Source organism: Metabacillus rhizolycopersici, assembly GCF_020075705.1.
Map to the genome: position 1 here is coordinate 1 of NZ_JAIQUM010000154.1, position 4,549 is coordinate 4,549.

Below are 4,549 nucleotides of genomic sequence, written 5' to 3' on the forward strand. Positions count from 1 at the left end.
TCTTTAAAGGATTCTACACCGTCGAGATAAGCGTTAACAGCCGTTAATTTTGTTTCTAAAGAATATTTGGTCATAAAAAACTGCACCTCCAATTGTTAGTTGTGTCTAACAATTGGGGTGCAGTTCATTAAAAGATCCTTTTAGCCTCTTCTTGTACTTTTACCTAGTCCTACTTTTCTTCTATTACTCCCGTTAACTCAGATATATGTACTAATTCACCGTTGTTTAACGAAACTCCCTCTTTTTTAATTTCACAGTAACCTGAGCTATATATGTACATTATTTTATATGGTTTTCCTTCATATAACACAACGGATCCATATTCTAATTTCTCTAACAAGCAGATACTCCCCTTTTTAATTCCTTTCTCTTTAACAATTAATTATAGTAATATCCCTTTATATATGTAAACCTAATTTTTATTAGGTTTACATATATCTTTATTGCATATCATATACAAAACTAGTTGACATAAAGCAACTTATCGGTATAAAAAAAGGATCTTCAAATCGAAAATCCATATGCTACTTTAACCCGTTAGCATAATGATATCTTATGAATAGAATTTATTTCGTTTTTAATAATAAATAATGACGCATAACCTTTTAGTTAAAGGAATGAAAAAATGAGTTACGATATTAGCATTTGGTCTGTAAATAAAACTTCATTTGAAAATGAAATTTTTCACCAAGAAGGTACTAAACGGCAGAATGATGGACTCATCTTTGAAGGTCCAAATTGGCAAATAATGATTGGTAATCCTCAAGAAGTAATGGAAGAAGATATCCCGGAAGAAGTTGTTGGTCTACTTCCGGGTATTAAGTATTTTACAGAAATTATTTTAGAACCTTTAGGTGCATCAAAACGAGCATTTCAGATACTTAAGAAAATTTCTAAAATCCTTGCTCAATCATCACATGGAATTATTTTTGATGAACGAGGAACAATTTCTTCCCCAAGTAGCGTTAAAAGGCTAGAAACTATCAAAGTAAAAGACGAACCAGATTATCTCCAAATGACATGGTGGTTCATGAAAGACCACACTTTTATAAAAGATGGCTTTAAAGCATTTTTAGAATTTATTGAATCAACATTGCCTGAAGCATTACCTAGAAGATATGGAATTTATGAGCCTCCACAATTTAAACTAGCCGAAAAAGGAAAAGAACATTTTATTCAGTTTGTGTCTGAAAATTTGCGTGAAGGAATCGTTTGGTATCCAAGTAAACCTTTTACTTATATAGACATCGATATCCCACCTAAAATAGGTGCTACACGGGAAGGCTTTAGAGCTTCTTATATCACTATGGAGTTTTTGGAGGAAGTGTTGAACCAGCCTGGATGGACTACGGAATTAAAGCGATTTTGGTTAAAAGCTTCTGACCAATTACAACCGTTTTATGGTGAAATGAGAAAGGCAAAGTTTTCTATAGGTGATACATGGTGGAGAGGTATTCCAAAAAAGTTGGGGAATGCTGCTATTATAGGAAAGCCTTATATAGACTTATGGCCGGAATTTATTAAAAAAGCCCAAAAAACTGATACCGGTCTTTATTATATTGAAAACATAAAACAGGATTATCAGGATCTTCATTCAATTATTGAAGAAGTTCCAGAGGAGCTTATAAAACCCAAGACTAAGAAGAAACACTCAAGAAATTGGCCATTTGAGGGGCCATTTTTAAAATATAAATAATTCTAGTTACAAAATTTAAGATCCAAATACATGAATACCATATACAAAACTAGTTTACATAATTGCAATTAGAGGCAATTAAAAAAGCCTTCGGATTTTTGTTAAATCCAAAGACTCTTTATTTAAATTGATAAGTATAATTTTTCAAATGATTGAGATTATTAAGGATATGATCCAGCTGCTGACTTGCCTTAATCACTTCTGGAGAGGTTAACCCATGTTGAGTTCCAAGAAATATCATTTCTTCCCTCTTTCGCTCAATTTGAACAAACAACATCTCATATAGATTTTTCACTATCATTTTATCTCCTTAATGTATTACATAATTAAAAAACAAGATTAATTTTACAAAAAACAGGGAATTTAATCCACCAGAATTTAATTGTTAAAAACAACCAAATTAAAGATGTATATTATATTCACTTTTAGTTAACATAATCAGGCTTATAGGTAATCAAATAAGACCTCCTCAGATTCGTCTCTAAGGATTGTAAACTTAATGTAAGGGGTAATAGACTAAAAACGCTGTATGGTCTTTCTGTGCGTTCTGAGGGGATGCAGGGAACTTGATCACTTTGTCGAAGTTATACGGTGAGGTGATGGCTGTGGACGCTTTAACTAGATCGGTTGTAGAGGATTTATTCAAACAGCGTGTATCAATCATGAAATTGATACATGAAGAAGATGTATTTGAAAGGGATATACTTAACAAAGTTGAACCTGATGCAGTAGAAATCATTCTGAAAATAACAAGACTCAGTGAAGCTTATCATGACACTATTTGCAATTTCTGTTGTGAAATTTATGAGCGCAATATGACCATTTCAGAAGCCATTGACTATTTAGAAAAAGAACAGCAACAGTCTTTATCCCCTTTTATGTTCATAAATTTTTGGTTTCCATTTTCAAAGTAGGGTGAATACACCTTGCTTTTTTTGTGTTGGGGTAGTACCTGCCAAACCGCCAGTGCTTTCGTTCGTTGTATTGACCTTTAGTTATTCAGTTACGTTATGTGGGGCTAGCCCACACCTCAGCCATCCACCATCCCAAAACAAGGGGAAAAGACCAAAAAATAAAATACTAGCCTTAAAGGCTAAAAGGTTGCCATCAAGGCAACCAAAACCTCGTTTATAAGGGGTTCTAGTCACCATAAGCGATGTTATATGAAATCAAAAAAGCTTTAGATTTAAGAACATAAGGCTTTTCGAACGTAATAAAATAAGCATTATGTTACATTAGATCTTTCTTTCACTAATACCCTTCGTCATTTCAAAAAGATGTTCTACTTTACTCGTTTTCATATTGAATATAAAACATTACTCTTTCAAAGAATAAAAAGGAATTGTAAGGATTTTCTTGAGGGGGTGATTAAGATACAGTTAGCAAAAGTGAGTTCCAAAGGACAAATAACCATACCAAAACTGATTCGGGATGTTCTAGAAATTAACCAAGGAGATAACATTGCTTTTTGTTTTCACGATAACTCAATTACGATTTGTAAAGCAGACATCACAAATTTAATGAGAAAGGAGAATTAACCTTATGAATCAGTCAAAAATTCCTTTAACATCATCAGAATTAGCTAATTTGTGGATGACTTATCAAGAAAAAACCATGATCCTCAGAATATTGGAGCATTTTATAGAGCACGCAGATAATGAAGAAAAACAACTTTTACAGTCGCATTATAATGGTGCTGCTAAAAACGTAGAGATGATTACAAGTATTTTTAAACAAGAAGGGGCAGTAATTCCGATTGGTTTTACAGAAAGTGATGTACATAAAGGAGTTCCAAAGTTGTATGATTACATGTACGATATCATGTATTTGCATATGATGACTAAAGTGGAAATGAGCCTTTATGCACTTTTTACAGGCATGTCCTATCGAAAGGATATTGAAGATTTTTTTATAGGTTTGACGGCAGAATCCCAAGCGATGAACAGCCAATCAACTCAATTCCTTTTAGAAAAAGGGGTTCTGGTACGTCCAGCTTATGTATCAATGCCAAAAGAGGTTAACTTTGTACAAGATAAAAATTATATGGGTGGATTGAATTGGTTTAGTGAAACTAGATCCCTGAATACGGTTGAAGTTTCTCTTATCCATCATGCCATTGAAACAAACCTTGTAGGGATGCAATTAATGATTGGATTTGCTCAAGTTGCTACTGATAAAGAAGTACAAAACTATCTTGTCAAAGGAATGAAATTGTCAAAAAAAATCGAAATCGATTTAGGTGAATTTTTACGCCAAAGTTTTATTGAACCCCCAGCTACTCATGCCGGTAAAGCAACTACGTCAAAAACCGCACCATTTTCTGATAAATTGATGATGTACAACACCAGTTTGTTAACTTCATTTGGGCTCGGAAGTAATGCATTAGGCGGTGCATTTAGTTTACGAAGTGACTTGCCTGCAAAAATGACCTTTCATGCAAAAGATATTTTCACTTTCGCTCAAGAAGGTGGAAAGATTATGATCAAAAACGGATGGATGGAAGAACCACCACAGATTGAGGATCGAAATCAATTGACAAAAGGTGAGTGAAAAAGCACCACATTATTAATAATAATAAACCATCCTTTCTATCATTCAGGAAGTACAATTTTCTATTTCTAACCTTTTACACCTTAAAAATTATTTGTATACCCTATTCATTTCTAGTTGACATAATTGCAATTAGAGGCAGCTACACCAAAATAACCCCTTTGGTGCCCAAGGGGTTTATTGTTTATGTATGATTTTATTCAACTAAAAAAGGATATTTTATCTAAGTCCTCTTCCGATATCGGCCCCACCTACGCCAGATACTATGACAGCCACACGTGCCATCCAACCCATTATTATCAT

General features: G+C 33.5%; 6 protein-coding genes. 4 read left to right on the forward strand and 2 right to left on the reverse strand.

Going from position 1 to position 4,549, the window contains the following annotated elements:
• Positions 1-169: 169 nt before the first annotated feature.
• Complete coding sequence (locus K9V48_RS27100) at positions 170-340, reverse strand: hypothetical protein (protein ID WP_224142182.1); 171 nt, start codon at positions 338-340, stop codon at positions 170-172.
• 285 nt (positions 341-625) lie between these two features.
• On the opposite strand from K9V48_RS27100, the gene K9V48_RS27105 reads away from it, so the two are divergent.
• Complete coding sequence (locus tag K9V48_RS27105) at positions 626-1,696, forward strand: hypothetical protein (protein WP_224142183.1); 1,071 nt, start codon at positions 626-628, stop codon at positions 1,694-1,696.
• 118 nt (positions 1,697-1,814) lie between these two features.
• Here K9V48_RS27105 and K9V48_RS27110 read toward each other — a convergent pair whose 3' ends face one another.
• Positions 1,815-1,991 carry an aspartyl-phosphate phosphatase Spo0E family protein gene (locus K9V48_RS27110; RefSeq protein ID WP_410429805.1) on the reverse strand — a complete coding sequence of 59 codons (177 nt, stop codon included), beginning with the start codon at positions 1,989-1,991 and terminating at the stop codon, positions 1,815-1,817.
• Positions 1,992-2,262: 271 nt separating this feature from the next.
• On the opposite strand from K9V48_RS27110, the gene K9V48_RS27115 reads away from it, so the two are divergent.
• From K9V48_RS27115 to K9V48_RS27125, 3 genes are all read left to right on the forward strand, one after another.
• Complete coding sequence (locus K9V48_RS27115) at positions 2,263-2,610, forward strand: hypothetical protein (protein WP_224142185.1); 348 nt, start codon at positions 2,263-2,265, stop codon at positions 2,608-2,610.
• Positions 2,611-2,973: 363 nt separating this feature from the next.
• Positions 2,974-3,234, forward strand: a complete 261-nt coding sequence (locus K9V48_RS29805) for an AbrB/MazE/SpoVT family DNA-binding domain-containing protein (protein ID WP_224142186.1) — start codon at positions 2,974-2,976, stop codon at positions 3,232-3,234.
• Between the two features lie 4 nt (positions 3,235-3,238).
• Positions 3,239-4,246: a DUF3231 family protein gene (locus tag K9V48_RS27125; RefSeq protein ID WP_224142187.1), complete on the forward strand. Its 1,008-nt coding sequence runs from the start codon at positions 3,239-3,241 to the stop codon at positions 4,244-4,246.
• Positions 4,247-4,549 lie beyond the last annotated feature (303 nt).

Excerpts from the sequence above, each read along its gene's own strand:
- K9V48_RS27125 (WP_224142187.1), top strand. The coding sequence starts at position 3,239 with ATGAATCAGTCAAAAATTCCTTTAACATCATCAGAATTAGCTAATTTG.
- K9V48_RS29805 (WP_224142186.1), top strand. The coding sequence starts at position 2,974 with ATGTTCTACTTTACTCGTTTTCATATTGAATATAAAACATTACTCTTT.
- K9V48_RS27105 (WP_224142183.1), top strand. The coding sequence starts at position 626 with ATGAGTTACGATATTAGCATTTGGTCTGTAAATAAAACTTCATTTGAA.